This window comes from Streptomyces sp. NPDC038707 (assembly GCF_040636485.1).
Classification (GTDB): Bacteria; Actinomycetota; Actinomycetes; order Streptomycetales; family Streptomycetaceae; genus Streptomyces.
On record NZ_JBEZUP010000013.1, the window covers coordinates 97,898 to 124,307 of the forward strand.

Consider the following 26,410-nt stretch of genomic DNA (forward strand, 5'->3'; position numbering starts at 1 on the left):
GGCGGACGGGTTCATCGTACAAATCGAAGAGTGCGTCAATCCATCGAAATATATGAATATGGGCAGAACGGAACGGCGGATCGGTCGTACGAATCAAACACATGGTGGGGGATCGGCGGTGAACGCTTCCGGCGCCGGGACTTTGCCCGTGCCCACCGGGTAACGTCGGGGCGTGCCCGCCGACCCTCTGCACCGCGCCGGTGAACCACCGCGCAGTACGACGAGCCAGCCGCCCGGCGGCCCGGGCGCGAGCGCGATCGAGGTCCGCAGGAGCACCCGGCGCCGTCGCACGGTCTCCGCGTACCGCGAGGGCGATCGCACCGTCGTGCTGATCCCCGCCCGTATGTCCAAGGCGGAGGAGCAGCGCTGGGTGACCGTCATGCTCGACAAACTCGCCGCCCAGGAGAGCAGGAAGAGGCTGGGCGACACCGAGCTGGCCGAGCGTGCCGAACGGCTGTCGGCCCAGTACTTCGACGGCCGGGCCCGGCCCGTGTCCGTGCGCTGGGTCACCAACCAGAACACCCGCTGGGGTTCGTGCACCCCCGCCGAGGGCAGCATCCGGCTCTCGCACCGCCTCCAGGGGATGCCGGATTACGTCGTGGACTACGTGCTCTGTCACGAACTGGCGCATCTGCTGGTCCCCGGGCACGGTCCCGACTTCTGGCGGCTGCTGGACGCCTATCCGCGCACCGAGCGGGCCCGCGGATACCTCGAAGGGGTGGTCGCCGCCGCACGGCTGCCGCACGTGCCGGGCGCGCGCGGCGAGCGGGACGACTGACACCCCGCCCGCCCGGGCGCCTGTCGTGTCCGCGACCGGGCGCGATTGTGTACCGGCTCTGTACCGACCAGGACCCTTCGGCCTCGCTGTCGGTCCTTGCCGTTAGCCTGACGCGACGCACTCGCATTCGGGATGGGGGACGGTCGTAACGCATGGCCAGGGAATTCCAACGCGGCCACAAGGCCAGGATCAGCGACCTCACGCTGGGCACGGATCTGTACGTAGGCGTGCGGATCTCGGGTCCCGGGCTGACCTTCGACATCAGCTGCTTCGGGCTGGACGCCGACGAACGGCTCTCGGACGACCGGTACTTCGTCTTCTTCAACCAGCCGAAGTCGCCCGAGGAGTCCATCCAGCTGCTGGGCGCGCAGGCGGGCGACACCGAGTCGTTCCGGGTCACGCTCGACCGGGTCCCCTCCGGGATCCGCAAGCTGTCCTTCACGGCGACCATCGACGGCGCCGGCCAGATGTCGCAGATCGGCCCCGGGTACCTGCGCATCGTGGCGGGCGGCGAAGAGGTCGCGCGGTACTCCTTCGACGGCTCGGAGTTCTCCACCGAGCGGGCCGTGATGCTCGGTGACTTCTACTTCAAGGACGGATGGCGGTTCGCCGCGGTCGGGCAGGGCTTCGACGGCGGCCTGGAGGCGCTGCTGAGGAACTTCGGCGGCGAGGTGCTGGAGGAGGAGGCCCCCGCCCCCGCCGCCCCGCAGCAGCCGCAGCCCGGCGGGATCCCCGGCTTCGCCCCGCCCGCCCAGGCCGCTGCCCCCTCGGCCCCGGCCGCGCCGCCGCCCGCGTTCGCCGCCCCGCCCGGTCCGGAAGCCGCACCGGCCCCCGCACCCGCGTCTGCCCCGCAGGGTTTCGCCCCGCCGCCCGGGCACACCCCGCCCCCGGCGCCCGCGCCGCACGTGCACGCGGCCCCCACGGTCGTCGCCCCCCTGGCCCCGCCCGGCGGCACCGTCCCACCGCCGGCCGCACCCGCCACCCCCGCTCCCGCGGCCCCCACGCCCTACGGCCGCCCGCCCCAGCAGCCTTCGTACGGCGGCCTGCCGAGCGCGCCGATGCCCCCGGGATACGGTCAGCCCGCCCCCTACGGCGCCGATCAGCCCGCCCCGCCCATGCCCCCGGGCTACGGGCAGGCACCCGGCCGGCCCGCCGGCTACGAAGTGCCGCAGGGCGCGCCGCAGGGCGGTGCCGGGGTGACGGCCGCGCTCCAGATGTTCAAGGAGACGCCGACCGGCCGGCGCTGGACCCAGCAGAACAAGGCGCTCGTCCGCGTGGACCTCGGCATCGGCGGCCGGCCGGTGCTGGCCCGGCAGGGCAGCATGGTGCTCTACCAGGGCAAGGTCGACTTCGGCTACAAGGGCGCCGGTTTCATGGGCCGCGTCGTGGGCAACGCCACCGGCCAGGAGATGCAGCTCATGCGCTGTTCCGGCCAGGGCCAGGTCTTCCTCGCCGAGAACTCCGCCCATCTGCACCCCGTCGAGCTCCAGGGCGACGCGATCTGCGTCTCCGCGGAGAACGTCCTCGCCTTCGACGAGAGCCTGAGCTACGAGGTCCGCCGCATCGAGGGCCACGGCATCCCCGGCGGCGCGCTGTTCACCATGCAGTTCCAGGGCACCGGCACGATCGTCGTCAAGACGCACGGCACCCCGGTGGTGCTGCCGGTCACCCCGACCACCTTCGCCGACTGCAACGCCGTCGTCGCCTGGTCGGCCGGCTCCCAGGTGATCGTCTCCAGCCAGGTCCGCATGCGCCGCAACGCCTACCCGGGCGACACCGGCGAGAGCGTCAACCTCCAGTTCCGGGGCGCCCCCGGCAACTTCATCGTCGTCCAGCCGTACGAGGTCTGAGGGAGCCCGTCATGAACCAGCCGCTCGCGGGCTTCACCCCCGCACCCGTCACCGCCCGCATGGAGAACCACGGCAGCCACATGCTGAAGGTCGCCCTCCAGACCGGGAACGACCTCCTCGCGCGCGTGGGCTCGATGGTCGCCTACGAGGGCTTCATCCAGTACGAGCCCAACCCGCCCGCCGTCCGCCAGATCGCCCGCGACTGGGCCACCGGCGAGGGCGCGCCGCTGATGAAGTGCTCCGGCGACGGCCTGCTCTACCTCGCCGACTACGGCGCCGACGTCGTCGTGATCAACCTCGACGGCGACGGCATCTCCGTCAACGCCACCAACCTCCTCGCCTTCGACGCCCACCTCAGCTGGGGCGTGGAGCGGGTGAAGGGGCTCGCGAAGTTCGCCGGCCAGGGCCTGTGGAACACGAGGATCTCCGGTCAGGGCTGGGTCGCGCTGACCTCCCGGGGCACGCCGATCGTCGTGGACTGCGGGGGCGGCGAGGACGAGACGTACGTCGACCCGGACGCGCTCGTCGCCTGGTCGCCCAACCTGAAGGTGAAGGGCAAGCGCAGTTTCAAGGCCCAGTCGCTGATCGGCCGGGGCAGCGGCGAGGCCTACCAGATGGCCTTCTCCGGACAGGGCATCGTCGTCGTCCAGCCCAGCGAGGACAGCACCGACCGCCTCCGGATCCGGGGCTGAGGGGGAGCCAGAACACCATGCAGAGCCCGCTTTTCGCGCACAACGACCTCCAGACCCAGGAACGCTGGAGCCTGCAGAACGCGCAGCTGCTCCGGATCACCCTGGACGGCCACGACGACCTCCTCGCCCGCAAGGGCACCATGGTCGCCTACCAGGGCTTGGTCGAGTTCGACGCCGAGTACCAGGGCAACCGGCAGGCACGCGCGCGTGCGCACACCGGCGAGGGCCTGGACCTGATGCGCTGCCACGGCCAGGGCACGGTCTACCTCGCCAACCTCGCCCAGCACGTGCACATCATGGACGTCGGACAGGACGGGCTGACCGTCGACAGCTCCTACGTCCTCGCCATGGACTCCTCGCTGCACCACGAGGTCATCGCCGTGGACAGCCTGTACGGCATCTCCGGCTCCGGGAAGTACCAGCTGAACATCACCGGGCGCGGCAAGGTCGCCCTGACGACCTCGGGCGCCCCCCTGCTGATGCAGGTCACACCCGACAAGTACGTCAACTGCGACGCCGACGCGATCGTGGCCTGGTCCACCGGGCTGCGCGTGCAGATGCAGGCCCAGACGCACTCCTCCGGCGTGTGGCGCCGGCGCGGCACCACCGGTGAGGGCTGGGAGCTGAGCTTCATGGGCTCCGGGTTCGCGCTCGTCCAGCCCAGCGAGCTGCTGCCGCCGCAGAACGCCGTGATCGGGCAGGGCCTCGCCGCCCAGTTCGGCATGGGCCAGCAGGGGGCGCGCGGCCAGAACCAGGGCAACGTCTGGAGCTGAGCCGGACCAGGTAAGGGGCGCCCGCCCGAGCGGACGCCCCCTACCTCGCCGGTCACACGTCAGAGCCTGGCGCGCGTGGCCTCGAGCAGGCGCAGGACCGACTCGTCGGCCACCCCGGCCACCTCGTCATAGGCGAACCAGCGCAGGTCGAGGGACTCCTCGCTGATCTCCTGCACCGCGCCCGGCGGCGCCAGGACCGCGTACTGCACGTCGTAGTGCCAGTTGCAGGGCGCCGGGATCGGATGCCGGTCCAGCCGCACCGGGCCGCCGGGCAGCAGGGTCAGGCCGCCGATCCCGGACTCCTCCGTGGCCTCCCGCAGGGCCGCCGCCGCCAGCGTGGGGTCGCCCGGCTCGCAGTGGCCGCCCATCTGGAGCCACATCCGCAGCTTCCGGTGCAGCGTGAGCAGCACCCGGCCGTGCCCGGGATCGATCACCAGGGCACTGGCCGTGACATGGCCGGCGTCACAGGCCTTCCACATGCCGTCCGGGCGGGCCGCCAGGTGATCCAGGTACGACCGGCGCAGGTCCTCCTGGCCCTCGTACCCCTTCAGGACCAGGACCGCGTCGTCGTACAGGCTCACTCGGCGCCGTCGCCCTCGGTCTCGTCGTCGTCCTTCTTGCGCAGGTCCGGCTTGCCGTGGCCGCCCGCCGCCTCGCCGAGCATCTTGTCCAGCTCGGAGAAGTCCAGCTGCTCGCGGTGCACGAAACCGTCCGGGTCGTCCAGGTCGGTCGCGGTCGGCAGCATGTCCGGGTGGGCCCACAGGCCGTCCCGGCCGTCGACCCCGCGCGCGTCCGTGAGCGAGGCCCACAGCCGGGAGGCGTCGCGCAGCCGGCGCGGACGCAGTTCCAGGCCGATCAGCGTGGCGAACGTCTGCTCCGCCGGGCCGCCGGTCGCGCGCCGGCGGCGCAGCGTCTCCCGCAGCGCGTCGGCGGACCCCAGGCGCGGCTTCGCGGCGGCGTGCACCACCGCGTCCACCCAGCCCTCCACGAGCGCCAGAGCCGTCTCCAGACGGGCCAGGGCCGCCTTCTGCTCGGGCGTGTCCTCCGGCTGGAACATGCCCTGCTGGAGCGCGTCCTGCAGCTGCTCCGGGTTCTGCGGATCGAACTGGCCGACCACGTCCTCCAGCTTGGCCGTGTCGACCTTGATGCCGCGCGCGTAGCCGTCGACCGCGCCGAACAGGTGCGAGCGCAGCCACGGCACATGGGCGAACAGACGCTGGTGGGCGGCCTCGCGCAGGGCGAGATACAGGCGCACCTCCTCCTGGGGCACGCCCAGGTCCTTGCCGAACGCCTCCACGTTGGCCGGGAGCAGGGCGGCCTTGCGGGCCGGGCCCAGCGGCAGGCCGATGTCGGTGGAGCCGACGACCTCGCCCGCGAGCACGCCCACGGCCTGCCCGATCTGCGTGCCGAACATGGCGCCGCCCATCGAGCGCATCATGCCGATCAGCGGGCCCGCCATGGCCTGCATCTCCTCCGGCAGGACATCGCCCATCGCCACGCCGACCCGCTCGGCGACCGGGTCGACCAGCTCCTGCCAGGCGGGCAGCGTCGCCTCGACCCACTCCGCCCGCGACCAGGCCACCGCCGAGGCGGAGCCCGACGGCAGGGACGTCGCGTCGTCCAGCCACAGGTCGGCCAGGCGGACGGCCTCCTCCACGGCCCGGCGCTCGGCCGCGCCGACGCTGGCGTCCTTGGTGCCGTTCGGCGCGCCCTGGGCGACCGTCTGGCGGGCGATCTGCTTGGCCATGTCCCAGTTCACCGGCCCGCCCTCGTACGAGAGCATCTGACCGAGCTGCTGGAAGGCCGCGCCCAGGTCGCTGGGGTTCAGGGAGCCGAACATGGCTGCGAGCGGGTTGTCGGCGCCGGGGCCGCCGAAGCCGCCGGCTCCGGGCAGGCCGCCGAAACCGAACGGATTGGCCGGTCCCTGCCCACCACCGCTCTGCTGGTCCTTCTTCTTGCCCTCGTCGCCGTCCTCCGGCTCCTCCGGCGGAAGGCCGAAACCGAATGGGGTGTCACTCACGGGAATCCTCGGCTGGTAAGGCCACCGGTTCTCCCGGCGGCGCGGCTGCCCGACAACACCACCCAGCGTAGACACCCGGACCCGATGGGGCCTCGGTGCTTCGCCTGCGGAAGGCCTGCGGCAGGATGGATGCACCTGGTACGTACGCGTCACTCGCGCGCGTACTGAAGACAACCGCTGGAGACGCCCGGTGAGTTCCCCAGATCCGCAGGTTCGCGCAGCGCGAAACCGTTCAACCTCCTCCGCCGTGCGCGGGCCCGTCGTCGCGGTGACCGGCGCGGCCGGCGGGGTCGGCGCCCTGCTCACCGAGCGGCTCGCCGCCTCCGGGGAGATCAAGGAGGTCGTCGCCATCGACGAGCGGCGCGGCGAGTGCGCCGAGGCCCGGTGGCACATCCTCGACGTGCGCGACCCGGCGATCGCGGACAAGCTGCGCGGCGCCGACGTGGTCGTCCACCTCGCCCTCGACCTCGACCTGGAGACCGACCCGGCGGCGCGCACGGCCTACAACGTCCGGGGGACCCAGACCGTGCTGACGGCCGCCGCGGCGGCCGGCGTGCACCGGGTGGTGCTGTGCACCTCGGCGATGGTCTACGGCGCGCTGCCCGACAACGAGCTGCCCCTGTCGGAGGACGCCGAGCTGCGCGCCACCGCCGAGGCGACCGGGGTCGGGGACCTGCTGGAGATCGAGCGGCTGGCGCGGCGCGCCCCGCGCGCGCATCCGGGGCTGAACGTCACCGTGGTCCGGCCGGCCGTCCTGGTCGGCGGCACCGACACCGCGCTGACCAGGTACTTCGAGTCGCCGCGGCTGCTGGTCGTGGCCGGATCACGGCCCGCCTGGCAGTTCTGCCACGTCGAGGACCTGTGCAGCGCGCTGGAGTACGCCGTACTGGAGAAGGCCGACGGGGAACTGGCCGTCGGCTGCGACGGGTGGCTGGAGCAGGAGGAGGTCGAGGAGCTGAGCGGGATCCGGCGCATGGAGCTGCCGTCGGCGGTCGCCCTCGGCGCGGCGGCCCGGCTGCACCGGATCGGCCTCACCCCGTCGCCGGCGGGGGACCTGGCGTACACGATGTACCCCTGGGTGGTCAGCGGCAGCCGGTTGCACGACGCCGGATGGCGGCCGAAGTGGACCAACGAGGAGGTGCTCGCGGAGCTGCTGGAGGAGGTGTCCGGGCGGCGCACGGTCGCCGGACGGCGGCTGGGCCGCAAGGACGCGACGGCGGCCGGGGCGGCGGGAGCGACCGTCGCCCTGCTGGGCGCGGCGGCCGTCGTACGCCGGGCCCGGAAGGCACGACGGCGCGTCTGAACCGGGCCGGAGGGCCTGGCGGCGCCTCCGGGACGGGTACGGAGGGCACCCGGAGGGCCTGGCGGCTCCTGCGAGACGGGTACGGAGGGCACCCGGAAGGCCGGCGGCACCCGCGAGACAGACAAGGCAGACGCCCAGAGAGCCGGCGGCGCGCTCGGACGCCGCCCACCGGCGCCGGCACGCGGCCCCTGTAGGAGCCTCCAAACCGCCCCCGCGCGCGTGCTGCTGAACGTCGTATTCCCCGATGCCGGACCCGTGGGGCACGATGGGCGCATGGCACTCACGAACGACCACCCGGGTGAGCGGGCCGCCGAGGACCCCGTCAAGCTGATCGCCGTCCGCGAGACACCGCTCTCCGTGGACGAGGTCTTCCGCGCCGTCGGGGACGCCGCGGCCGGGGGCATCGCGCTGTTCGTGGGCACCGTGCGCAACCACGACGGCGGGGCCGACGTGGACGCGCTGGGCTACTCCTGCCACCCCAGCGCCGAGGCCGAGATGCGGCGGATCGCCGAGAAGGTCGCGGCCGACCACCCCGTGCGGGCGCTCGCCGCCGTCCACCGGGTGGGCGATCTGCGGATCGGGGACCTCGCCGTGGTCGTCGCCGTGGCCTGCCCGCACCGCGCGGAGGCCTTCGACGCCTGCCGCAAGCTGATCGACGACCTCAAGCACGAGGTGCCCATCTGGAAGCACCAGAAGTTCTCGGACGGCACCGAGGAGTGGGTGGGAGCCTGCTGATCCCCCGGGCGTACCGCCGTGCGGGGGCGCCTGCCGGCCCCGGGCGCATCACCCCGCGCGTCCCCCGCACCACCCCCTCCGGTTGCGTAACCGGCACCCTGGCGTGAGCGTTGTCCCTGCGGATGGTTAATCTGCTGATCAGTCAGTTGCGGACGCTCATGGCGTAGGAGGTCGGCATGGGGGTGCTTGTCTGGCTGCTGATCCCGCTGGTGGCCGCGGTCGGCGGCGGCCTGTGGGGCAGTTGGGCCAACCGGACCCGCAAGGTGCGCGGCGACGGCCCCGAGCTGGACGGATACGCCCGTTTCCGCGAGGCCATGGAGAAGTCCCGGCCGGGTGCGCGCGGCGCGTGACGGGGGTGCCCTGACGGCGCTCTGACAGTGGCGTCCCGTACTGTCGTGGCATGCCACGCCGCACCGTGACGATGCTCGCCTCCACCCTGATGCTGATCGCGCTCCTGTGCGCGGGAGTGCTCATCCCCGTGCCGTACGCGGAGATGTCCCCCGGCCCGACCGTGAACACGCTCGGGAAGCACGACGGCGAGCCGGTGCTGCAGATCTCCGGCCACAAGACGTACCCGGCCGACGGCCACCTGAACATGACCACCGTCCGGGTCACCGGCGCCGACTACCGGATGAACCTCGTCGAGGCCGTCTACGGCTGGCTGGCCCACGACAGCAAGATCGTCCCGCACGACACGCTCTACCCGGACGGCAAGACGGAGGAGCAGTCCAGCCAGGAGAACGCCGAGGAGTTCAGCCAGTCCCAGGAGAGCGCCAAGGTCGCCGCCCTGAAGGAACTGCACCTGCCGGTGAAGTCCTGGGTGATCGTCTCCACGGTCGTCAAGGGCTCCCCGGCCGAGGGCCGGCTGCACGCCGGCGACGTGATCAAGGCCGTCGACGGCACGGCGGTCAAGCAGCCGGCCGACGTCGCCAAGCTGGTGACCAGGCACAAGCCCGGTCAGAACGTCGTCTTCACGGTCGTCCCCGCCAAGGACCAGGCCGCCGCCGAGAAGGCCCACAAGGAGGCCACCGGCACCCGGAAGGTCACGATCACGACCCGCGCCGCCGACGACGGCGGCGCCAGACGGGCCGTCGTCGGCATCTCCGCCGGCACCGACCACACCTATCCGTTCACCATCGACATCAAGCTCGCCGACGTCGGCGGACCCAGCGCCGGCCTGATGTTCGCGCTCGGCATCTACGACAAGCTCACCCCGGGCAGCCTCACCGGCGGCACCTTCGTCGCCGGCACCGGCACCATCGACGACAACGGCGCGGTCGGCCCGATCGGTGGCATCGAGATGAAGACCGTCGGCGCGCGCGACAAGGGCGCCCGGTACTTCCTCACCCCCGCCGACAACTGCGCGGCGGCGGCCAAGGACACCCCGGACGGGCTCACCCTGGTCAAGGTGAAGACCATGGGCGACGCGCTCGACGCGCTCGAGGACATCCGAGGCGGTAACCTCGCCGCCCTGCCGAAGTGCACCGCCAAGGGCTGAGCGGGCCCCTGACACGGCTGGGGCGCCCCCCGTGGGCGAGGAGCGCCCCCAGCGCCGTACCGCGGCGGACGGTTCAGTCCGCGAACGTCGCCGCCAGCGCGTCCGCCAGGCCCGGCACCAGGTCGGGGCCGGTCAGGACCTCCGTCGGGGAGTCCTTCTCGCGCAGCCGCAGCGCCGACTCGCGGCTGCCGTCCCGCAGCACGGCCACCGTCATCCGGACCTCCTGCCGCTCGGGGTGCCGGGCGACCCACTCGGCCAGCCGGGCCTCGTCCAGGTCGGAGGGCACCTGGGTCTCGGCGGACGGCGGCAGCATCAGCCGCTCCACGGTGAGCGCGCAGCCGGCGACCGCGTCGGGCCAGGCGATGGTGGCGAGGAACTCGTCGAGCGGCTTGCCGGACGGGACCTCGTCCTGCTCGATCGGGGTGAGACCGGCGGTCTCGGACTCGTCCCCGAGGCCCAGCTGGGCCGCGAGCGACGGTTCCTGAGCCCGCAGCCGTGCGGTGTCTACGAGGGCGAAAAGGCGAGCGGGCCGGTCCCAGCCGAGGCCGGAGACGTACTCGTCGATCTCGAGTACGGCCCGGGTGAGCGGGCTCGCTGCCATGGGAGTGTTGGACATGGTCACAATCCTGCCTCGTTCCCGGCCGGAATCGGGAACCGAGTAAACGGTGAGTAAGTTGCATAGGTGTGGGCCCGCGGTCACGGGGGGCCACGGTGGGCCCGCGAACCCGAGGGCCTGACGGAACGACAGCGAACTTCGAGGGGCGCACCTTGGCTTTCCAGATGCCGGACCGCGGCGGAGGCCCGACGGGGCCACGGATCAGGGCGGGCCGACCCTCCCGGAAGGTCCGGGCCCTGCTCGTGACACTGGGGGTCCTCGCCGCCCTCGGCATGGTGTTCACCATGTTCGCGGGCTTCTGGACGGACTGGCTCTGGTACCGGTCGGTGCACTACTCGTCCGTGTTCACCACCACCCTGTCCACGAAGATCGGGCTGTTCTTCGTCTTCGGCCTGCTGATGGCCGCGGTGGTCGGCCTCAACATCTGGCTCGCGCACCGGCTGCGGCCCCCGCTCAGCGCCATGTCCATGGAGCAGCAGAGCCTGGACCGCTACCGCTTGGGCATCGCGCCGTACAAGAAGTGGCTGCTGCTCGCCGTCACCTGCCTGGTCGGGCTGATCGCGGGCGCCTCGGCGGCGGGCCAGTGGCGGACCTGGCTGATGTGGGTGAACGGCGTGCCCTTCCACCAGAAGGACCCGCAGTTCCACCTCGACATCGCCTTCTACGCCTTCGACCTGCCCTGGTACCGGTTCCTGCTCGGCTTCGGCTTCGCCGCCACCGTCCTGTGCCTGATCGCCGCCGCGTTCACGCACTACCTGTACGGCGGGCTGCGCGTGACCAGCCCGGGCGCGCGGGCCACCGCCGCCGCGACCGGCCACCTGTCGGTGCTGCTCGGCATCTTCGTCGCCCTGAAGGCGGTCGCCTACTGGCTCGACCGGTACGGCCTGGCCGTCAAGTCCAGCGACTTCCGGTCGACCGACAACTGGACGGGCCTGCGCTACGTCGACGCCAACGCCTATCTGCCGGCCAAGACCATCCTGTTCTGCATCGCCGTCATCTGCGCGCTGCTGTTCTTCGCCACGCTGTGGCGGCGCACCTGGCAGCTGCCCGTCATCGGCTTCGGCCTGATGGTGCTCTCGGCGATCCTCATCGGCGGCCTGTACCCCGCCATCGTGCAGAAATTCCAGGTCCAGCCGAACGAGCAGGCCAAGGAGGCGCCGTACGTCCAGAAGAACCTGGAGGCCACCCGCAAGGCGTACGGCATCGACGACACCAAGGTCACCCGGTACGAAGGCGAGTCCACGACCAAGAACAAGAGCAAGCTGCGCGGTGACGTGAACGACGCGGCGAGCATCCGGATCATGGACCCGAACATCGTCTCGCCGACGTTCCAGCAGCGTCAGCAGATGAAGAACTACTACGGCTTCCCGACCAACCTGGACGTCGACCGGTACCGCGGCAAGGACGGCAAGGAACAGGACACGGTCATCGGGCTGCGCGAGCTGGACCTGACCGGCATCCCGAAGAACAACTGGATCAACGACCACTTCCGCTACACGCACGGCTTCGGCGTGGTCGCCGCCAAGGGCACCGAGGCGCAGGACGGCGAGCCGGTCTTCACCGAGTACGACCTGCCGTCCAGGGGCGACCTCGGCACCTACGAGCAGCGGGTCTACTACGGCGAGAAGACCACCACCTACTCGATCGTCGGCGGTCCCCAGGAGGAGATCGACTACTCCGACAACGACGGTGAGAAGCCGACGAAGTACCGGGGCGGCAGCGGCGTCAACCTCGACAACCCGGTGAACCGGGCCGCCTACGCGCTGACCTTCAACGAGCCGCAGATCCTGTACTCGGGCGCGATCGGCAAGGGCTCGCGGATCCTGTACAACCGCACGCCCAAGGAGCGCGTGGAGGCGGTCGCCCCGTGGCTGACCATCGACGGCGACGCGTACCCGGCGGTCGTGGGCGGCCGCATCCAGTGGATCGTCGACGCCTACACCACCACCAACGCCTACCCGTACTCCTCCCGTACGACCCTCGGCGACACGACGGCCGACTCGCTGACCGCGACCAACAACTCCCGCGCCGTGGTGGCGCAGCAGAACCAGGTCAACTACATCCGCAACTCGGTGAAGGCGACGGTCGACGCCTACACGGGCGAGGTCAAGCTCTACCAGTGGGACACCCAGGACCCGGTCCTGAAGACCTGGATGAAGGCGTTCCCCGGCACGGTGCAGCCCAAGAGCGCGATCTCCGACGACCTGATGGACCACCTGCGCTACCCGCAGGACCTGTTCAAGGTGCAGCGCGAACTGCTCACCCGCTACCACGTGACGGACGCCGAGACGTTCCTGACCGGCAGCGAGGTGTGGCAGGTGCCCAACGACCCGACCAACAAGTCGGGCAACGCGGTGCCGCCGTACTACCTGAGCATGAAGATGCCGGACCAGAAGCAGCAGGCGTTCTCGCTGTCGACGACGTTCACGCCGAACGGGCGGGACAACCTGGCCGCGTTCATGACCGTCGACGCGGAGGCCGGCAGCAAGGACTACGGCAGCATCAGAATCCTGAAACTGCCGACCAGGACGACGGTCGACGGCCCCAAGCAGGTGCAGAGCAAGTTCAACTCGGAGGAGAAGATCGCCGCCGCGATCAAGCTCCTGCGGGGCGGTGACTCCGACATCGAGTACGGCAACCTGCTGACCGTGCCGCTGGACGGCGGACTGCTCTATGTCGAGCCCGTCTACGTCCGCGGCGGCGGACTCAAGATGCCGCTGCTGCGCAAGGTCCTGGTGACCTACGACGGCCGGACCGCGTTCGAGAACAGCCTCGACGAGGCGCTGGACAAGGTCTTCGGCACGAAGAGTGCGGCCACCAAGCCGCCGGGGACCGGCACCGGCAACCCGCCAGGCAGCGCCGACCCGACGGTCAGGCAGGCGCTCCAGGACGCCCAGAAGGCCTTCGACGCCGGACAGCAGGCGCTCAAGGACGGCCCGGACTGGGGCGCGTACGCCAAGGCGCAGGACCAGCTCCAGAAGGCGCTGGAGCGGGCCGAGGAGGCCCAGAAGAAGGCCGAGGAGAAGGCCGGCGGGAAGAACGCCGGGAAGACGGGCGAGAAGGCCGGGGAGAAGAACGGCGGGAAGAACACGAGCTGATCGGGCCGGCCCCGCGCCGTGGTACGGTTGACACGCAACGGCGCGGGGTGGAGCAGCTCGGTAGCTCGCTGGGCTCATAACCCAGAGGTCGCAGGTTCAAATCCTGTCCCCGCTACTGCAATCGAAGGCCCGGATCCGGAAAAGGGATCCGGGCCTTCGTGGTGTGCGAACTCATGTGCCGGGGGGAGGGACGGCCGCGCCGTCGTGGGGAGTTGAGGACGTTTGTGTTTGACTTGTCACTCTGTGGGCATGTCGACAAAACGCCGAAGTGACCTTACGGGCTGCTGCGGTATACCGGGTGTACCCAGGTTGCAGGTGGTGCGACGATGGACGTTATGGGGGAGAAGGCAACTCTGTTCGAGTCAGGGCGATTTGCGCAGTCTTCCGGTACGGAGTCGGCCCGCGACGAGTTGGTGGACATGGGGGAGGCCGCCGAGGAGACCCGCCTGGCGCTCGCCGCGCAGAGCGGTGACGCCGAGGCGGCCAGTGTCCTGGGGGCGATGCTGCTGCGCCGCGGCGATCTGGACGCGGCCGAACCCCATCTGCGCGCCGCCACCGCGGCCGGTGACCGGGCCGCCGCCAACAACCTGGGCGTCCTGCTGCACCAGCGCGGCTACCCCGAGGAGGCGGCCGGCTGGTGGCGGATCGCCGCCGTGGCCGGGTCCGCCGCCGCGGCACACGCCCTCGGCCGCTACCACCGCGAGCGCGGGGACGAGCCGGCCGCCGAGTACTGGCTGCGCCAGTCCGCCGAGCAGGGCCACGTCCTCGGTGCCTACGCCCTCGCCGACCTGCTGGAGCACCGCGGCGACGCCGGCGCCGAACACTGGATGCGCTCCGCCGCCGAGCGCGGGCACCGCGAGGCCGCCTACCGGCTGGCCCGGGCGCTCGACCGCGCCGCCGGACCCGGGGAGGAGTGGCCCGGGGAGGAGAACGGCCCGGACAGCGGCGCCCCGGAGGCCGAGCAGTGGTACCGGCAGGCCGCCGCGCGCGGGCACCGGAAGGCCGCGCTCCAGCTGGGGGCGATCCTCGAGCGGCGCGGCGAGCTGAAGGAGGCGGGGCGCTGGTACCTGACCTCCGCCAAGGACGGCGAACCCCGGGCCGCCTGCGCCCTCGGCTTCCTGCTGCGCGACGCCGGCGACACCGAGAGCGCGGCCGTGTGGTGGCTGCGCGCCGCCCAGGAGGGCGACGGCAACGCGGCCAACGCGCTGGGCGCCCTGCACGCCGAGCGCGGCGAGACCCAGACCGCCGAGCGCTGGTACCGGGCCGCACTGGACGCCGGTGACGACAACGGCGCCTACAACCTCGGGCTGCTCTGCGCCGAGCAGGGCCGCACCGCGCAGGCCGAGCAATGGTACCGGCGGGCCGCCTACGCCGGGCACCGGGAGGCCGCCAACGCCCTGGCCATCCTGCTGCTCCAGGGCGGCGACACGACCGGGGCCGAGCCGTGGTTCTCCAAGGCCGCCGAGGCCGGCAGCGTGGACGCCGCGTTCAACCTCGGCATCCTGTACGCCGGACGCGGCGAGGAGCGGATGGCGCTGCGCTGGTACGAGCGGGCCGCCGCGGCCGGGCACGCCGAGGCCGCGCTCCAGGTCGGGATCGCCCGGCTGCGCGAGGGCGACGAGCAGGAGGCCGAGCGCCATCTGCGCTGCGCCGCGGGGGGCGGCAGCGCGGAGGGCGCATACCGGCTGGCCACCCTGCTCGACGCGCGCCGGCCGCCGGAGCCCGCGCACGAGCTGGGGGAGATCGTGCACGCGAAGACCGAGTGCGAGGAGTGGTACGAGCGGGCGGCTTCCCAGGGGCACCGGCGGGCGCAGGTCCGGGTCGGGATGCTGGCCGCCGCCCGGGGTGACGTGGTGGAGGCGGCGCGGTGGTACCGCACGGCGGCCGAGGCCGGTTCGCGCAACGGCGCCTTCAACCTCGGGCTGCTGCTCGCCCGTGAGGGCAGCGAGCCGGAGGCGGCGGTGTGGTGGGCCCGGGCCGCCGACGCCGGGCACGGGCGGGCCGCCCTGCGGCTGGCCCTGGTCTACGCGCGTCGTGGCGAGCTGGCGGAGGGGCAGCGCTGGGCCGACCGCGCGGTGGAGCTGGGTCCGGCGGAGGTGGCCAGGCGGGCGGGCCGGCTGCGGGACGCGCTGCGCGAGGAGCTGTCGGCGTGACCCCGGCCACGTGCCGGCCAAGGGATTTGCATCCCGGCGCAGGAGTCACGTAGTGTCTTGTTCATCGACGCGGGGTGGAGCAGCTCGGTAGCTCGCTGGGCTCATAACCCAGAGGTCGCAGGTTCAAATCCTGTCCCCGCTACTGAAGGCCGAGGGCCGGAATCCAGAAATGGGTTCCGGCCCTCGGTCGTTCCGGTGTCAGGGTGCGGTCCGGGCGGCAAAAGGCGCCGGGACGCGTCCGGGCAGCAAAAAAAGGGGGCTTGCGCCCCCTGGTGTCACGTCCCGGCTACGCGCCCGCGCAGTCCGGGCACAGCCCCCGGTACGTCACCTCGACGTCCGACACCGTGAAGCCGAAGCGCTCGGTGTCGGGGAGGTCGGCGAGCGGGTTGCCGTTCGGGTGCACGTCGCGGATCGCGCCGCAGCGGGCGCACACCAGGTGATGGTGCGGCCGGTGCGCGTTCGGGTCGTAGCGCTTGGCGCGCTTGTCCGTCGCGACCTCCAGCACCTCGCCGAGCGAGACCAGCTCACCCAGGGTGTTGTAGACGGTCGCCCGGGAGATCTCGGGCAGCTTCGCGACGGCGCGCGCGTGCACCTCGTCGGCGGTCAGATGGACGTGCTCGCCGTTCAGGACCTCGGCCACCACGCGCCGCTGCGCGGTCATCCGCCATCCGCGTCCACGCAGCCGTTCCAGAAGGTCGCTCATAGCCACCAGCCTAACAGGAAGGGACCCCAGGTCGGGAATAGGTGTGACTTTGGAACATCACTTGACTTAGACAATGTCCATTGTAGGATCGGTGACGGCTTTGACCACAGGACAGGACAAGTCAGTGATGACGCAGGAGGCGCACGTGACGCAGGGACCGCTCACCACGGAGGCCGGGGCTCCGGTCGCCGACAATCAGAACAGCGAGACGGCGGGCGTCGGCGGGCCGGTCCTCGTCCAGGACCAGCTCCTGCTGGAGAAGCTGGCCCACTTCAACCGGGAGCGCATCCCGGAGCGGGTCGTGCACGCCCGTGGCGCCGGTGCCTACGGCACCTTCACGGTGACCGCGGACGTCACCCCGTACACGCGTGCCGCCTTCCTCTCCGAGGTCGGCAAGCAGACCGAGGTCTTCCTGCGGTTCTCGACCGTGGCCGGCAACCTCGGCGCTGCGGACGCCGTGCGCGACCCGCGCGGCTTCGCGCTGAAGTTCTACACCGAGGAGGGCAACTACGACCTCGTCGGCAACAACACCCCGGTCTTCTTCATCCGGGACGCGATCAAGTTCCCGGACTTCATCCACACCCAGAAGCGCGACCCGTACACCGGCAGCCAGGAAGCCGACAACGTGTGGGACTTCTGGTCGCTGTCGCCGGAGTCCACGCACCAGGTGACCTGGCTGTTCGGCGACCGGGGCATCCCGGCGTCGTACCGGCACATGGACGGCTTCGGCTCGCACACCTTCCAGTGGAACAACGAGGCCGGCGAGGTCTTCTGGGTCAAGTACCACTTCAAGACCGACCAGGGGATCAAGAACCTCACCGCCGAGGAGGCCGAGGTCCTCGCGGGCAAGGACCCCGACTCCCACCAGCGCGACCTGCGCGAGGCGATCGAGCGCGGCGAGTTCCCGAGCTGGACCGTGGGCGTGCAGATCATGCCGGCGGCGGACGCGGCGACCTACCGCTTCAACCCGTTCGACCTGACCAAGGTGTGGCCGCACGCGGACTACCCGGTCATCACGATCGGCAAGCTGGAGCTGAACCGCAACCCGCGGAACATCTTCGCCGAGGTCGAGCAGTCGATCTTCTCCCCGGCGCACTTCGTGCCCGGTATCGGCCCCTCGCCCGACAAGATGCTCCAGGGCCGGCTGTTCGCCTACGGCGACGCGCACCGCTACCGCGTCGGCATCAACGCCGACCACCTGCCGGTCAACCGCCCGCACGCCACCGAGGCGCGCACCAACTCCCGTGACGGCTACCTCTACGACGGCCGGCACGGCGGGGAGAAGAACTACGAGCCGAACAGCTTCGGCGGGCCGCAGCAGACCGGCCGTCCGCTGTGGCAGCCCGTCGACGGCCTCGCCGGCGGCACCGGCAACCATCCGACGCCGGTCCACGCCGAAGACAACGACTTCGTGCAGGCCGGCAACCTCTACCGGCTGATGTCGGAGGAGGAGAAGGAGCGGCTGGTCGCCAACCTGGCCGGCTTCATCTCCAAGGTCACGCGCCAGGACATCGTCGAGCGCGCGATCGGCAACTTCCGCAACGCCGACGCCGACTTCGGCAAGCGGCTGGAGGCCGCGGTGCAGGCGCTGCGCGGCTGAGCCGGCCGCCCTCGCGGCTGGGCGGGCCGGACCCATGGTGCTCTGGGTCCGGCCCGTTCGTGCGTTCAGGCGGCGGAGGCCGGCTCCCGGGCCGGGAGCCAGCGGCGCACGATGTCGCGGACCGAGACGATCCCGGCCACCTCGCCGCGGTCGAGCACGACCAGGTGCCGGAAGCCGCCGTGCGCCATCGCGCGGGCCGCCTCCTCCAGGGTCCAGGTCGGCGCGGCGAAGACGATGTCGGTGGTGGTGTGGGCGTGCAGGGGCTCGGCGTCCGGGTTCTGGCCCAGGCCGACGGAGTCGAGGATGTCGCGTTCGGTGAGGATGCCGATGCCGCCGGCGTCCGGGTCGAGGACCACGGCGGCGCCGACGCGGCGGGCCGACATCAGGGTGGCTGCCTGGCGGAGGGTGTGGGCGGGGCCGAGGGTGAGGATCACCGTGCTCATGGCGTCACGGACGAGCATGAAGGGCCACCTCCTGGGAATCCCCGGTCACCCGGGATTCACAAGTTCACAAATGTGGTGGCCTTCAGGGTGCCAGGCAAAGAGAGGGTCAACAAGGGGGCGCGCGCCGCTGTCGGCGGCGCGCCGGAAGCGTGCCGGGCGCTCAGGAGCGCGGGGCGAGATACCCCAGCAGCTCCTCGTGCAGCAGGCCGTTGGACGCCGCCGCATCCCCGCTGTGCGGGCCCGGACGGCCGTCGAGGCCGGTGAAGGTGCCGCCCGCCTCGGTGACGATGATCGCGTTGGCGGCCATGTCCCAGAGGGACAGCTCCGGTTCCGCGCAGATGTCCACGGAACCCTCCGCGACCATCATGTACGGCCAGAAGTCGCCGTACGCGCGCGTGCGCCACACCTGGCGGGTGAGGTCCAGGAAACCGTCCAGGCGGCCCCGCTCCTCCCAGCCGGAGAGCGACGAGTACGCGAACGAGGCGTCCGCGAGTCCGCCGACGCGGGAGACGCGGATCGGGACGCCGGAGGCGAGATCGCGGCCGGCGAAGGCGCCGTGCCCCTTCGCCGCCCACCAGCGGCGGCCGAGGGCGGGGGCGGAGACCACGCCGACGACCGGCTGGAAGCCGTCCTCCGCCTCCTCCATCAGGGCGATGAGGGTGGCCCACACCGGAACGCCGCGGACGTAGTTCTTGGTGCCGTCGATCGGGTCGACCACCCAGCGGCGCGGGCCGGTCCCCTCGACGCCGTACTCCTCGCCGAGGACGGCGTCGCCGGGGCGGGCGCGCTGGAGGTGACCGCGGATCAGTTCTTCCGCCGCCTTGTCCGCCTCGCTCACCGGGGTCATGTCCGGCTTGGTCTCCACCTTGAGGTCGAGGGCCTGGAAGCGGGCCGTGGTGGCGGCGTCGGCCGCGTCCGCGAGAACGTGGGCGAGGCGCAGGTCGTCGAGGTAGTCGGGCATGTGACGAACGGTATCCGCCGGGCGCGGCACGGGGCCACAGGGGGCCGCGGGCGGCGGGGGTACGGCTCGCTCGGTACGGCCGCCCGGCCCGTGGACCGGCGGTCACCACCCCCGTACTCCGCCGCACGCCCCCCGCACCCCCCGCGAACCCTTGACAGTGCGTACAAGCCCGTCAAATCTGGGCGCTAAGTCGCTGTGGCCCAGGGAGGCGCGGATGCCTGCTGCCCGGGAATCGCTGTTGGACGCCGCCTACGCGGCGCTGGCCCGCCGGCCGTGGTCCGCGGTGCGGATGGTCGACGTGGCGGCGCGGGCTGGGGTGTCCCGGCAGACCCTGTACAACGAGTTCGGCAGCAAGGACGGTCTGGCCCGGGCGCTGGTGCGGCGGGAGGCCGACGGCTATCTCGCCGGCGTCGAGCGGGCCCTCGCCGGCCCGGCCGCGGCCTGCGACCGGCTCACCGCCACCGCCGAGTGGACGGCCGCCGCCGCCCGCGACAACGTGCTGGTACGGGCCCTGCTCACCGGTTGCTGGACCGAGCGCCTGCCGACCCCGCCGCTCACCGCCGCGCACACCACCGCCACGGTGCCGGCCCAGCGCCGGGCGGACGGGCCGCTGCCCGCGCCCCGTGACTTCGTGCGGATCGTCCGGGACCGCGCCGCGACCGCGCTGGCCGCTCCCGGCGCCGCCCCGGCGGAGCTGCTGCTCTCGTGCGAACTGGTGGTCCGCGTCGCCCTGTCCTGTGTGGCGGCCCCGCCGGGGGAGGGCGGCATCGCGGAACTGGTGCGCGCGGTGCTCCCGCGCCACCTGGCCGGACCGGCGCGGCCCGTCTTCTAGTGCGCCGAGCCCGACAGCTGGAGCCCGATGACCCCGACGATGACCAGGCTGATGGAGACGATCTTCAGGGTGGACACCAGATCGCCGAGGAAGACCATGCCGTAGATCGCGGTGCCGGCCGCGCCGATCCCGGTCCACACCGCGTACGCCGGGCCGACGTCCAGCTTCCTCAGGGACAGGGTCAGGAGACCGAAGCTGCCCAGTGCGAACGACGCGAACGCGATCGTCGGCCACAGGCGGGTGAAACCGTGCGAGAGCTTCAGGCACACGGCGAAGCCGGTCTCCAATATCCCGGCCACTATGACCAGCAGCCACGCCATGTGCTGTCCTCCCGTTGGATCCGGATCTCCGGCTCGGTGTGATTATGCACTCACCGCACTGGTGCTCGGGCACACAACGCGGGACTCAGTCGCCTTCCCGGCGCTCCCGCGTGGCCAGCAGCCGGCGCAGGGAGTACAGCCGCGCCGGGTCGGCGTGCCCCTCCGTCACCCACGCGTCCAGCGCGCAGTCCGGCTCGTCGTGGCTGCACGCGCGCGGGCAGCCCGCCGTACCGGGTTCGAGGTCCGGGAAGGCGTTGATCACCCGGGACGGATCGATGTGGGCGAGCCCGAAGGACCGGACGCCGGGGGTGTCGATCACCCAGCCGTCCGCACCGGCCAGCGGCAGCGCGAGCGCGGAGGTGGTGGTGTGCCGGCCCCGGCCCGTCACCGCGTTCACCAGTCCCGTCGTCCGCCGGCGCTCCTGGGGCACGAGCGCGTTGACCAGGGTCGTCTTGCCGACCCCGGAGTGGCCCACGAACGCGGTGCTCTTGCCGGTCAGGTGGGCGCGCACCCGGTCCGCCGCGCCGCCGCTCTCCAGCTCCTCCCGGCTGGTGACCACGTAGGGGATGTCGAGGTCGCCGTAGAGCTCCAGCAGCTTGTCCGGCGGGGCCAGGTCCGACTTGGTCAGCACCAGCAACGGCTCCAGACCGCCGTCGTAGGCCGCGACCAGGCAGCGGTCGATGAGGCGGGGGCGGGGCTCGGGGTCGGCCAGCGCGGTGACGACGGCCAGCTGGTCGGCGTTGGCGACGACCACGCGCTCGTAGGGATCGTCGTCGTCGGCCGTGCGCCGCAGTACCGACGTCCGCTCCTCGATGCGGACGATCCGCGCCAGGGTGTCCTTCGTTCCGGACAGATCACCGACCAGGGCGACCCGGTCGCCCACGACGGCGGCCTTGCGGCCCAGCTCGCGGGCCTTCATCGCCAGCACGGGCCGGTCGTCCACCAGGCAGGTCAGCCGGCCCCGGTCGACGGTCAGGACCATGCCCTCGGCCGCGTCCTCGTGCTTGGGCCGGATGTTCGTGCGCGGCCGGTTGCCCTTGCGGTTGGGGCGGCTGCGGATGTCGTCCTCGTCGGTGTGCTTGCCGTAGCGGCGCATGGCGTACGTCCCTACTGCCCGAGCATCCCGGTCCACAGCTCGGGGAAGTCCGGCAGGGTCTTCGCCGTCGTCGCGACGTTCTCGATGAGCACGCCCGGTACCGCCAGGCCGATGATCGCACCGGCGGTCGCCATGCGGTGGTCCTCGTAGGTGTGGAAGGTGCCGCCGTGCAGCGGGCGCGGGCGGATGTGCAGGCCGTCGGCGGTCTCCGTGACATCGCCGCCCAGCTCGTTGATCTCCTTGGTGAGCGCGGCCAGCCGGTCCGTCTCGTGCAGCCGCAGATGGGCCACGCCCCGCAGGGTGGACGGCGAGTCGGCGAGCGCGGCCACCGCCGCGATGCCCGGCGTCAGCTCGCCCACGTCACCCAGGTCCACGTCGATGCCGTGGATCGCCCCCGAACCGGTGAACACCAGACCGTACTCGGTCAGTTCGCAGGAACCGCCCATCTCGGTGAAGATCTCCCGCAGCCGGTCGCCCGGCTGGGTGGTGCGGGCCGGCCAGTCCGGGATCAGCACCTTGCCGCCGGTCACCAGGGCCGCCGCCAGGAACGGCTGCGCGTTGGACAGGTCCGGCTCGACGGTCAGGTCCCGGCCGAGCAGCGCGCCCGGCGTCACCCGCCACACGTTCGGCTCGCCGCCCGACTCCGGGGTGTCCACCTGGGCGCCGACCGCGCGGAGCATGTCCACCGTCATCCGGATGTGCGGCATCGAGGGCAGGGTCGCGCCGGTGTGGCGCACCTCCACGCCCTGGTTGAAGCGCGGGCCCGACAGCAGCAGCGCCGAGACGAACTGGGACGAGGAGGAGGCGTCGACCGAGACCGGGCCGCCGTCCAGGGCGCCGCCGCCGTGCACGGTCAGCGGCAGCGCGCCCCGGCCGTCGTCGTCGATCCGGGCACCCAGCCGGCGCAGCGCGTCGATCACCCCGTTCAGGGGCCGTTCGTACGACCGGGGGTCCCCGTCGAACCGGATCGGGCCGTCGGCCAGCGCGGCCACCGGCGGCAGGAACCGCATGACCGTGCCCGCGTTGCCGACGTCCACCGTGGCCGGGCCGCGCAGCCCCGTGGGCAGCACCCGCCAGGCCTCGCCGGTGCCGTCGGGGCCGACCCCCTCCTCGATCTCCACGCCCATGGCCCGCAGCGCGCCGGCCATCAGCAGGGTGTCCCGGGACCGCAGCGGGCGGCGCAGCCAGCCCGGCTCGGAGGCCAGGGCGGCGAGGACCAGGGCGCGGTTGGTGACCGACTTGGACCCCGGCACGTGGACCGTCGCGTCGACGGCTCCGCTCGCGTGCGGGGCGGGCCAGAGGGCGGTGGAGGAGCTGTTCGGGGCCATGGGCCCACTTTATAAGGAGGGGCGGGGGTCAACCTTCCAGCAGCCAGCGGCCCCCGCCGATCAGCGAGCACAGTGACACCGCGTGGAACAGGAACAGCCACAGGCCCGCCGGGACGTGCGTCAGCCGGGACAGCTGGTCCGCGTCCGAGTCGCCCGCGCCGCCCCGCGACCGCCGGGCCTGGAGCTCGAAGGCCGGCCGGACCCCGCCGAGCAGCAGGAACCACACCGCCGCGTACCCGAACACCGCCTGCACCCGGGCTTCCGCCAGCCAGGACACCAGCAGGAACGTCCCGCCGGCCAGGACCACGGTCAGCACGCCGTAGGCGTTGCGGATCATCACCAGCATCGCCAGCAGCAGCGCGGTCGCCGCCCACAGCAGCAGCGTGATGCGGCCGTCCGCCAGCAGCGCGGCCCCACCGAGGCCCAGCAGGGAGGGGGCCGGGTAGCCGGCGGCGGCGGTCAGGATCATGCCGGCGCCGTACGGCTTGCCCCGGCTCACGGTGAGGCCGCTGGTGTCGGAGTGCAGCCGGATGCCGGTGAGCTGCCGGCCGGTGAGCAGGGCGAGCAGACCGTGGCCGCCCTCGTGCGCGATGGTGACCGCGTTGCGGGACACCCGCCACACCGGGTGCGGGACGACGGCCGCGAGCGCGGCGGCGAGCGTGGCCAGCACCACCCACAGCCCCGGGGCGGGCTGGGTGCCGGTGAGCCGGTCCCAGAGGTCGGGCAGCGCGGTGGCGGCGAGGCTCTCCATGTCCGGTGACGGCTCCCTGTTCTCGCGGCGGGTCTGGCAGTGTGGCACTCATGTGCGGACGGTATGCATCGAGTCGTAGGCCCGAGGATCTCGCAGGGATCTTCGAGGTCGAGAAGCGGGAGCCCGAGGAGACCCTGGAGCCGGACTACAACGTGGCGCCGACCAAGGAGGTCTACGCCGTCCTGGACCGTCCTCTGAAAGACGCGGAATCACCGCGTCCGGTTCGCCAGCTGCGCAAGCTGAAGTGGGGACTGGTCCCGTCCTGGGCCAAGACCCCCGAGGGCGGCGCCCGGATGATCAACGCCCGCGCGGAGACCGTGCACGAGAAGCCCGCCTACCGCCGCGCCTTCGCCGCCCGCCGCTGCATCCTGCCCGCCGACGGCTACTACGAGTGGGTCACCGGCGCGCAGGAGCGCGAGCTGGAGGTCGAGGGGAAGAAGAAGCGCCCCCGCAAGCAGCCGTACTTCGTGCTGCCCGCCGACGGCTCGGTGTTCGCGATGGCCGGACTGTACGAGTTCTGGCGGGACCGGACCCTGCCCGACGACCACCCCGGGGCCTGGTGGGTCACCTGCTCCGTGATCACCACCGAGGCCGAGCGCACCCCGCTGGCCGTCGCCCCCGCCGAGGGCCCCCGCTCGCTCGCCGACATCCACCCCCGGATGCCGCTGATGCTCACCCCCGACCGCTGGGACGCCTGGCTCGACCCCTCCCGCACCGACCCCGACGCCCTGCGCGACCTGCTCGCCCCGCCCCCGCCCGGCCTGATGCGCGCCTACCCGGTCTCCACGGCCGTCAGCAACGTGCGCAACAACGGCCCCGAACTGCTGAAGGAGCTGGAGGCACCGGAAGAGGGCACACTCTTCTGACATGACTGACGTCACCACCGAGACGGTACCCACGGAGGCCGGGGACGCCCGCGTCACCTGGCACCCGGCCCGGAAGGCGCGGCTGGTGCTGGCCGTGAGCCACGGCGCCGGCGGCGGCATCGAGGCCCGCGACCTCCAGGCGCTCGCCGCCGCGCTGCCCGCGCACGGGGTGACCGTCGCCCTCGTCGAGCAGCCCTGGCGGGTGGCCGGCAAGAAGGTCGCGCCCGCGCCGAAGACCCTGGACACCGGGTGGCGCGGGGTCTGGCCCGCGCTCACCGGGCCCGGTCTGCCGGTGATCTCCGGCGGCCGCAGCGCGGGCGCCCGGGTCGCCTGCCGCACGGCGGCCGGGCTGGGCGCGCACGCCGTGCTCGCGCTGAGCTTCCCGCTGCACCCGCCCGGCAAGCCGGAGAAGTCCCGCGCCGAGGAGCTGCTGGGGGCCGGGGTGCCCACGCTGGTCGTGCAGGGCGGCAACGACCCCTTCGGAAGGCCGGCCGAGTTCCCCGCGGGCGATTTCCAGCTGGCCGAGGTGGCCTGTGGCGATCACGGCTTCGCCGTGCCCAAGCGCGCGCCGGTCACTCAGGAAGCGGCGCTGGAAAGCGTCACCGGCGCGGTGCGCGAGTGGGTCGCGTCACTGGGGTGACCCCGGGAATGCGGGGCGGCGGCCCGCTGTTGAAGGCGACAGAAGTGCCGACGGTATTCGGCACCGACGTCGTAGCACGAGAGGAAGTCCGCCGCATGGGTTCGACCATCTGCCCGAGCCGCCGCAGCGCCGCTGACCTGGACTGGTCGGTGCTGCACGCGGCCAAGACGGCTCCTATTCGAGCGGCGGCGAGTGCGGGTCGTGTTCTATCCTCCGAAACGAGTGGGATCGGTTTCGGTCCCGCCCGGGATCTTGAGGAGGTGGGTCCGGTCACTGGGACCGACGCAGGGACCGACAACGGCCAGGCGGAGCTGCCCGAGGGCCAGGGCATCAGCGCGTCCGACGACGAGACGAGCGCTCAGCGCAGTGCGCGCTTCGAGCGGGACGCGCTCGAGTTCCTCGACCAGATGTACTCGGCCGCGCTGCGCATGACGCGCAACCCGGCCGACGCCGAGGACCTGGTGCAGGAGACCTACGCCAAGGCGTACGCGTCGTTCCACCAGTTCCGCGAGGGCACCAACCTCAAGGCGTGGCTCTACCGGATCCTCACCAACACCTTCATCAACTCGTACCGCAAGAAGCAGCGCGAACCCCAGCGCAGCGCGGCCGAGGAGATCGAGGACTGGCAGCTCGCGCGCGCCGAGTCGCACATGTCGACGGGGCTGCGCTCCGCCGAGTCGCAGGCGCTCGACCACCTGCCCGACTCGGACGTGAAGGAAGCCCTGCAGGCGATCCCCGAGGAGTTCCGCATCGCCGTCTATCTGGCGGACGTGGAGGGCTTTGCCTACAAGGAGATCGCGGACATCATGGGGACACCCATCGGAACGGTGATGTCCCGGCTGCACCGGGGCCGCCGTCAGCTGCGCGGCATGCTGGAGGACTACGCCCGGGAGCGCGGGCTGGTCCCGGCGGGCGCCGGAGAGTCGAACGAAGCGAAAGGCTCGGGCTCATGAGCTGCGGAGAGCCGCACGAGACGGACTGCAGTGAGGTCCTGGACCACCTGTACGAGTTCCTCGACAGCGAGATGCCGGACATCGACCGCGACAAGTTCCAGCACCACTTCGAGGAATGCTCGCCGTGCCTGGAGAAGTACGGCCTGGAGCAGGCCGTGAAGAAGCTGGTCAAGCGGTGCTGCGGGCATGACGACGTGCCGGCCGACCTGCGGGCCAAGGTCATGGGGCGGATCGAGCTGATCCGCGCCGGGCAGACCGTGCCGGAGCACGACGTGACCCGGGCGCCGACCGCGCCGCAGGAGTCCTGACACGCCGGGCCAAATCACCCGAACGTGCTAATCCTCAGGTCATAAGCCCCACACCCCCCGATGGCGGTCCTAGGCTCCGAGCCTGGACGGAGA

General features: G+C 72.1%; 26 protein-coding genes and 2 tRNA genes. 18 read left to right on the plus strand and 10 right to left on the minus strand.

Features of this window, described 5'->3' with window-relative positions; translation table 11 throughout:
- The first annotated feature begins 172 nt into the window (after positions 1–172).
- From AB0E62_RS19595 to AB0E62_RS19610, 4 genes are all read left to right on the plus strand, one after another.
- Positions 173–778 carry a M48 family metallopeptidase gene (locus tag AB0E62_RS19595; protein WP_362194847.1) on the plus strand — a complete coding sequence of 202 codons (606 nt, stop codon included), beginning with the start codon at positions 173–175 and terminating at the stop codon, positions 776–778.
- Between the two features lie 152 nt (positions 779–930).
- Positions 931–2,628, plus strand: a complete 1,698-nt coding sequence (locus AB0E62_RS19600; protein ID WP_362194850.1) for a TerD family protein — start codon at positions 931–933, stop codon at positions 2,626–2,628.
- Between the two features lie 11 nt (positions 2,629–2,639).
- Positions 2,640–3,320, plus strand: a complete 681-nt coding sequence (locus AB0E62_RS19605) for an AIM24 family protein (RefSeq protein WP_362194853.1) — start codon at positions 2,640–2,642, stop codon at positions 3,318–3,320.
- Positions 3,321–3,337: 17 nt separating this feature from the next.
- Entirely contained in the window at positions 3,338–4,093 is a 756-nt protein-coding gene (locus AB0E62_RS19610) for an AIM24 family protein (protein ID WP_362194856.1), read from the plus strand.
- Positions 4,094–4,152: 59 nt separating this feature from the next.
- On the opposite strand, the gene AB0E62_RS19615 is transcribed toward AB0E62_RS19610, so the two are convergent.
- Complete coding sequence (locus tag AB0E62_RS19615) at positions 4,153–4,674, minus strand: NUDIX hydrolase (protein ID WP_362194859.1); 522 nt, start codon at positions 4,672–4,674, stop codon at positions 4,153–4,155.
- Complete coding sequence (locus AB0E62_RS19620; RefSeq protein ID WP_362194862.1) at positions 4,671–6,113, minus strand: zinc-dependent metalloprotease; 1,443 nt, start codon at positions 6,111–6,113, stop codon at positions 4,671–4,673. The genes AB0E62_RS19615 and AB0E62_RS19620 overlap by 4 nt, the downstream gene beginning before the upstream one ends.
- A 190-nt stretch (positions 6,114–6,303) precedes the next feature.
- On the opposite strand from AB0E62_RS19620, the gene AB0E62_RS19625 reads away from it, so the two are divergent.
- The 4 genes from AB0E62_RS19625 to AB0E62_RS19640 all read left to right on the plus strand — a co-directional run bounded on the left by AB0E62_RS19625 (position 6,304) and on the right by AB0E62_RS19640 (position 9,649).
- Complete coding sequence (locus tag AB0E62_RS19625; protein WP_362194865.1) at positions 6,304–7,416, plus strand: SDR family oxidoreductase; 1,113 nt, start codon at positions 6,304–6,306, stop codon at positions 7,414–7,416.
- Positions 7,417–7,689: 273 nt separating this feature from the next.
- Positions 7,690–8,151, plus strand: coding sequence for a molybdenum cofactor biosynthesis protein MoaE (locus tag AB0E62_RS19630; protein WP_362194868.1), 462 nt, complete (start codon positions 7,690–7,692; stop codon positions 8,149–8,151).
- Positions 8,152–8,327: 176 nt separating this feature from the next.
- The gene (locus tag AB0E62_RS19635; protein ID WP_189999411.1) at positions 8,328–8,501 is read left to right on the plus strand and encodes a hypothetical protein; all 174 of its coding nucleotides are present in this window, start codon (positions 8,328–8,330) and stop codon (positions 8,499–8,501) included.
- A 50-nt stretch (positions 8,502–8,551) separates the two neighbouring features.
- Complete coding sequence (locus AB0E62_RS19640) at positions 8,552–9,649, plus strand: PDZ domain-containing protein (protein WP_362194871.1); 1,098 nt, start codon at positions 8,552–8,554, stop codon at positions 9,647–9,649.
- Between the two features lie 73 nt (positions 9,650–9,722).
- On the opposite strand, the gene AB0E62_RS19645 is transcribed toward AB0E62_RS19640, so the two are convergent.
- Complete coding sequence (locus tag AB0E62_RS19645; RefSeq protein WP_362194874.1) at positions 9,723–10,265, minus strand: PPA1309 family protein; 543 nt, start codon at positions 10,263–10,265, stop codon at positions 9,723–9,725.
- A gap of 164 nt (positions 10,266–10,429) precedes the next feature.
- Between AB0E62_RS19645 and AB0E62_RS19650 the strand changes: the two genes are divergently transcribed.
- The 4 genes from AB0E62_RS19650 to AB0E62_RS19665 all read left to right on the plus strand — a co-directional run bounded on the left by AB0E62_RS19650 (position 10,430) and on the right by AB0E62_RS19665 (position 15,658).
- Positions 10,430–13,363 carry a UPF0182 family protein gene (locus tag AB0E62_RS19650; protein ID WP_362195161.1) on the plus strand — a complete coding sequence of 978 codons (2,934 nt, stop codon included), beginning with the start codon at positions 10,430–10,432 and terminating at the stop codon, positions 13,361–13,363.
- A gap of 41 nt (positions 13,364–13,404) precedes the next feature.
- Positions 13,405–13,478 (plus strand) — tRNA-Met (locus AB0E62_RS19655).
- A 211-nt stretch (positions 13,479–13,689) separates the two neighbouring features.
- Positions 13,690–15,516 (plus strand): tetratricopeptide repeat protein, encoded by a 1,827-nt coding sequence (locus AB0E62_RS19660; protein ID WP_362194877.1) that lies wholly within the window; start codon positions 13,690–13,692, stop codon positions 15,514–15,516.
- Positions 15,517–15,584: 68 nt separating this feature from the next.
- Positions 15,585–15,658, plus strand: a tRNA-Met gene (locus AB0E62_RS19665).
- Positions 15,659–15,802: 144 nt separating this feature from the next.
- Here the strand turns inward: AB0E62_RS19665 and AB0E62_RS19670 are convergent.
- Positions 15,803–16,219, minus strand: a complete 417-nt coding sequence (locus AB0E62_RS19670) for a Fur family transcriptional regulator (protein WP_318201488.1) — start codon at positions 16,217–16,219, stop codon at positions 15,803–15,805.
- Positions 16,220–16,364: 145 nt separating this feature from the next.
- Here AB0E62_RS19670 and AB0E62_RS19675 point away from each other — a divergent pair, with 145 nt between their 5' ends.
- Positions 16,365–17,819, plus strand: a complete 1,455-nt coding sequence (locus tag AB0E62_RS19675) for a catalase (protein ID WP_362194880.1) — start codon at positions 16,365–16,367, stop codon at positions 17,817–17,819.
- Between the two features lie 65 nt (positions 17,820–17,884).
- Here AB0E62_RS19675 and AB0E62_RS19680 read toward each other — a convergent pair whose 3' ends face one another.
- Both AB0E62_RS19680 and hisN read right to left on the minus strand, forming a co-directional pair.
- Positions 17,885–18,280, minus strand: coding sequence for a CBS domain-containing protein (locus tag AB0E62_RS19680; RefSeq protein WP_362194883.1), 396 nt, complete (start codon positions 18,278–18,280; stop codon positions 17,885–17,887).
- A gap of 142 nt (positions 18,281–18,422) precedes the next feature.
- On the minus strand, positions 18,423–19,223 hold the full coding sequence (gene hisN, locus AB0E62_RS19685; RefSeq protein WP_362194886.1) for a histidinol-phosphatase: 801 nt from the start codon (positions 19,221–19,223) through the stop codon (positions 18,423–18,425).
- A 214-nt stretch (positions 19,224–19,437) separates the two neighbouring features.
- On the opposite strand from hisN, the gene AB0E62_RS19690 reads away from it, so the two are divergent.
- Positions 19,438–20,055 (plus strand): helix-turn-helix domain-containing protein, encoded by a 618-nt coding sequence (locus tag AB0E62_RS19690; RefSeq protein ID WP_362194889.1) that lies wholly within the window; start codon positions 19,438–19,440, stop codon positions 20,053–20,055.
- Here the strand turns inward: AB0E62_RS19690 and AB0E62_RS19695 are convergent.
- From AB0E62_RS19695 to AB0E62_RS19710, 4 genes are all read right to left on the minus strand, one after another.
- Positions 20,052–20,375 carry a multidrug efflux SMR transporter gene (locus AB0E62_RS19695; RefSeq protein ID WP_014674883.1) on the minus strand — a complete coding sequence of 108 codons (324 nt, stop codon included), beginning with the start codon at positions 20,373–20,375 and terminating at the stop codon, positions 20,052–20,054. The genes AB0E62_RS19690 and AB0E62_RS19695 overlap by 4 nt on opposite strands.
- Positions 20,376–20,460: 85 nt before the next feature.
- On the minus strand, positions 20,461–21,471 hold the full coding sequence (gene rsgA, locus AB0E62_RS19700) for a ribosome small subunit-dependent GTPase A (RefSeq protein WP_362194892.1): 1,011 nt from the start codon (positions 21,469–21,471) through the stop codon (positions 20,461–20,463).
- 11 nt (positions 21,472–21,482) lie between these two features.
- A complete protein-coding gene (gene aroA / locus AB0E62_RS19705; RefSeq protein WP_362194895.1) occupies positions 21,483–22,799 on the minus strand; it encodes a 3-phosphoshikimate 1-carboxyvinyltransferase in 1,317 nt (438 codons plus the stop codon).
- A gap of 28 nt (positions 22,800–22,827) precedes the next feature.
- Positions 22,828–23,550 carry a M50 family metallopeptidase gene (locus AB0E62_RS19710; RefSeq protein ID WP_362194898.1) on the minus strand — a complete coding sequence of 241 codons (723 nt, stop codon included), beginning with the start codon at positions 23,548–23,550 and terminating at the stop codon, positions 22,828–22,830.
- A 50-nt stretch (positions 23,551–23,600) separates the two neighbouring features.
- On the opposite strand from AB0E62_RS19710, the gene AB0E62_RS19715 reads away from it, so the two are divergent.
- From AB0E62_RS19715 to rsrA, 4 genes are all read left to right on the plus strand, one after another.
- Complete coding sequence (locus AB0E62_RS19715) at positions 23,601–24,416, plus strand: SOS response-associated peptidase (RefSeq protein ID WP_362194901.1); 816 nt, start codon at positions 23,601–23,603, stop codon at positions 24,414–24,416.
- A gap of 1 nt (position 24,417) precedes the next feature.
- On the plus strand, positions 24,418–25,056 hold the full coding sequence (locus tag AB0E62_RS19720) for an alpha/beta family hydrolase (protein ID WP_362194904.1): 639 nt from the start codon (positions 24,418–24,420) through the stop codon (positions 25,054–25,056).
- 260 nt (positions 25,057–25,316) lie between these two features.
- Positions 25,317–26,009, plus strand: a complete 693-nt coding sequence (locus tag AB0E62_RS19725; RefSeq protein ID WP_362194907.1) for a sigma-70 family RNA polymerase sigma factor — start codon at positions 25,317–25,319, stop codon at positions 26,007–26,009.
- Complete coding sequence (gene rsrA, locus AB0E62_RS19730; RefSeq protein ID WP_362194910.1) at positions 26,006–26,317, plus strand: mycothiol system anti-sigma-R factor; 312 nt, start codon at positions 26,006–26,008, stop codon at positions 26,315–26,317. The genes AB0E62_RS19725 and rsrA overlap by 4 nt, the downstream gene beginning before the upstream one ends.
- Positions 26,318–26,410 lie beyond the last annotated feature (93 nt).

Bases quoted from the DNA above. Each gene is read 5' to 3' on its own strand.
- AB0E62_RS19600 (WP_362194850.1), top strand. From the start codon at position 931: ATGGCCAGGGAATTCCAACGCGGCCACAAGGCCAGGATCAGCGACCTC.
- AB0E62_RS19605 (WP_362194853.1), top strand. From the start codon at position 2,640: ATGAACCAGCCGCTCGCGGGCTTCACCCCCGCACCCGTCACCGCCCGC.
- AB0E62_RS19610 (WP_362194856.1), top strand. From the start codon at position 3,338: ATGCAGAGCCCGCTTTTCGCGCACAACGACCTCCAGACCCAGGAACGC.
- AB0E62_RS19630 (WP_362194868.1), top strand. From the start codon at position 7,690: ATGGCACTCACGAACGACCACCCGGGTGAGCGGGCCGCCGAGGACCCC.
- AB0E62_RS19635 (WP_189999411.1), top strand. From the start codon at position 8,328: ATGGGGGTGCTTGTCTGGCTGCTGATCCCGCTGGTGGCCGCGGTCGGC.
- AB0E62_RS19640 (WP_362194871.1), top strand. From the start codon at position 8,552: ATGCCACGCCGCACCGTGACGATGCTCGCCTCCACCCTGATGCTGATC.
- AB0E62_RS19645 (WP_362194874.1), bottom strand. From the start codon at position 10,265: ATGTCCAACACTCCCATGGCAGCGAGCCCGCTCACCCGGGCCGTACTC.
- AB0E62_RS19650 (WP_362195161.1), top strand. From the start codon at position 10,430: ATGCCGGACCGCGGCGGAGGCCCGACGGGGCCACGGATCAGGGCGGGC.
- AB0E62_RS19660 (WP_362194877.1), top strand. From the start codon at position 13,690: ATGGACGTTATGGGGGAGAAGGCAACTCTGTTCGAGTCAGGGCGATTT.
- AB0E62_RS19670 (WP_318201488.1), bottom strand. From the start codon at position 16,219: ATGAGCGACCTTCTGGAACGGCTGCGTGGACGCGGATGGCGGATGACC.
- AB0E62_RS19680 (WP_362194883.1), bottom strand. From the start codon at position 18,280: ATGCTCGTCCGTGACGCCATGAGCACGGTGATCCTCACCCTCGGCCCC.
- hisN (WP_362194886.1), bottom strand. From the start codon at position 19,223: ATGCCCGACTACCTCGACGACCTGCGCCTCGCCCACGTTCTCGCGGAC.
- AB0E62_RS19690 (WP_362194889.1), top strand. From the start codon at position 19,438: ATGCCTGCTGCCCGGGAATCGCTGTTGGACGCCGCCTACGCGGCGCTG.
- AB0E62_RS19695 (WP_014674883.1), bottom strand. From the start codon at position 20,375: ATGGCGTGGCTGCTGGTCATAGTGGCCGGGATATTGGAGACCGGCTTC.
- rsgA (WP_362194892.1), bottom strand. From the start codon at position 21,471: ATGCGCCGCTACGGCAAGCACACCGACGAGGACGACATCCGCAGCCGC.
- aroA (WP_362194895.1), bottom strand. From the start codon at position 22,799: ATGGCCCCGAACAGCTCCTCCACCGCCCTCTGGCCCGCCCCGCACGCG.
- AB0E62_RS19710 (WP_362194898.1), bottom strand. From the start codon at position 23,550: ATGGAGAGCCTCGCCGCCACCGCGCTGCCCGACCTCTGGGACCGGCTC.
- AB0E62_RS19715 (WP_362194901.1), top strand. From the start codon at position 23,601: ATGTGCGGACGGTATGCATCGAGTCGTAGGCCCGAGGATCTCGCAGGG.
- AB0E62_RS19720 (WP_362194904.1), top strand. From the start codon at position 24,418: ATGACTGACGTCACCACCGAGACGGTACCCACGGAGGCCGGGGACGCC.
- rsrA (WP_362194910.1), top strand. From the start codon at position 26,006: ATGAGCTGCGGAGAGCCGCACGAGACGGACTGCAGTGAGGTCCTGGAC.